The sequence below is a fragment of the Neisseria sp. P0021.S006 genome (assembly GCF_051956895.1).
The window spans coordinates 1-1665 of the sequence record NZ_JBQCWZ010000276.1 but is presented as its reverse complement, the minus strand read 5'-3'; the positions used below and the strand labels follow the sequence as shown (position 1 = coordinate 1665).

Annotated in this window: 3 protein-coding genes; all 3 read left to right on the top strand. The window is 47.9% G+C overall.

What is annotated here, in order from left to right; genetic code table 11:
• Positions 1-787, top strand: a 787-nt coding sequence (locus tag ACTHUM_RS13315) for a cbb3-type cytochrome c oxidase subunit I (protein WP_440403090.1), incomplete at its 5' end; no start/stop codon positions are given.
• Positions 788-811: 24 nt separating this feature from the next.
• Positions 812-1423, top strand: a complete 612-nt coding sequence (gene ccoO / locus ACTHUM_RS13310; protein WP_063075589.1) for a cytochrome-c oxidase, cbb3-type subunit II — start codon at positions 812-814, stop codon at positions 1421-1423.
• A 4-nt stretch (positions 1424-1427) separates the two neighbouring features.
• The gene (locus tag ACTHUM_RS13305; protein WP_003748776.1) at positions 1428-1625 is read left to right on the top strand and encodes a cbb3-type cytochrome oxidase subunit 3; all 198 of its coding nucleotides are present in this window, start codon (positions 1428-1430) and stop codon (positions 1623-1625) included.
• Positions 1626-1665: the final 40 nt, after the last annotated feature.

The following is a 1665-nucleotide window of genomic DNA, read 5'->3' as shown; positions in this document are numbered from 1 at the left end:
CTTCTTGGGTATGATGTACTATTTCGTACCAAAACAAGCAGGCCGTCCTATTTACTCTTACCGCTTGTCCGTTGTTCACTTCTGGGCTTTGATTTTCACTTATATGTGGGCTGGTTCACACCACTTGCACTACACCGCATTGCCTGACTGGACTCAATCTTTGGGTATGGTATTGTCTTTGATCCTGTTCGCACCTTCTTGGGGCGGTATGATCAACGGTATCATGACTCTGTCTGGTGCATGGGACAAACTGCGTACCGACCCGATTTTGAAATTCTTGATCGTATCTCTGTCCTTCTACGGTATGTCTACCTTCGAAGGCCCGATGATGTCTATCAAAACAGTTAACGCTCTGAGCCACTATACTGACTGGACTGTTGCGCACGTTCATGCCGGTGCATTGGGTTGGGTAGGCTTCGTAACCATCGGTTCCGTTTACTACATGATCCCACGCCTCTTCGGTAAAAACGAAATGTACAGCACCAAATTGGTTGAAGCGCATTTCTGGATTGCAACCATCGGTGTGGTTCTGTATATCGCCGCGATGTGGATTGCCGGTGTGATGCAAGGCCTGATGTGGGGTTCTTTGAACGAAGACGGCACACTGACTTATTCCTTTGTCGAATCTGTAAAACGTACCATGCCTTACTACATGATTCGTTTCACCGGCGGTCTTCTGTACCTGAGCGGTATGTGCATCATGGCATATAACGTTTACCGTACTGCTATCAGTGGTAAAGCGGTTGATGCTGAGATTCCTGCGGTTTCTCAAACCCAACACCACTAATAATAAGAAAGATAGGCTACCAAAATGAAATTGCAACAATTAGCTGAAGAAAAAGTTGGTGTACTGATTGTATTCACCCTGCTTGTAGTCAGCGTCGGCCTTCTGATCGAGGCTGTCCCGCTGTTCTTCTCCAAGGCAGTTACTGAACCTGCGCCAGGCGTGAAACCATACAACGCCTTGCAAGTGGCCGGTCGTGATATTTACGTACGCGAAGGCTGCTACAACTGCCACTCTCAAATGATTCGTCCATTCCGTGCAGAAACTGAACGTTACGGCCACTACTCCGTTGCCGGTGAGTCTGTTTATGACCATCCGTTCCAATGGGGTTCTAAACGTACCGGTCCGGATTTGGCTCGTGTCGGTGGTCGCTATTCTGATGAGTGGCACCGCATCCACCTGCTGAACCCGCGCGACGTTGTGCCGGAGTCCAATATGCCTGCATTTCCATGGCTCGCACGCAATAAAGTCGATGCCGAGGCAACTGTGGCGCATATGAAAGCCCTGCGTAAAGTGGGTACACCTTACAGCGATGAAGAAATTGCCAAAGCACCTGAAATGCTGGCCAACAAATCAGAGCTGGACGCTGTTATCGCCTACCTGCAAGGCTTGGGCTTGGCATTGAAAAACGTAAGGTAACATCATGGACGCTAACTGGGCTCGCTCGCTCTTTACTGTTTGGGTATTCATCAGCTTTATTTTAGTCCTCTATATTGTGTTCAATAGACGCAATAAGAAAAACTATGATGATGCAGCCAGCAGTATTTTCGATAATGACGAACAAAGGCCGTCTGAAAAGGACGATCAAGCTCAGTCAGTCCGTGATCACGGAGCAAAATAATGAACACAACATCCCAATTTACCAGTAGTTTCTGGAGTAT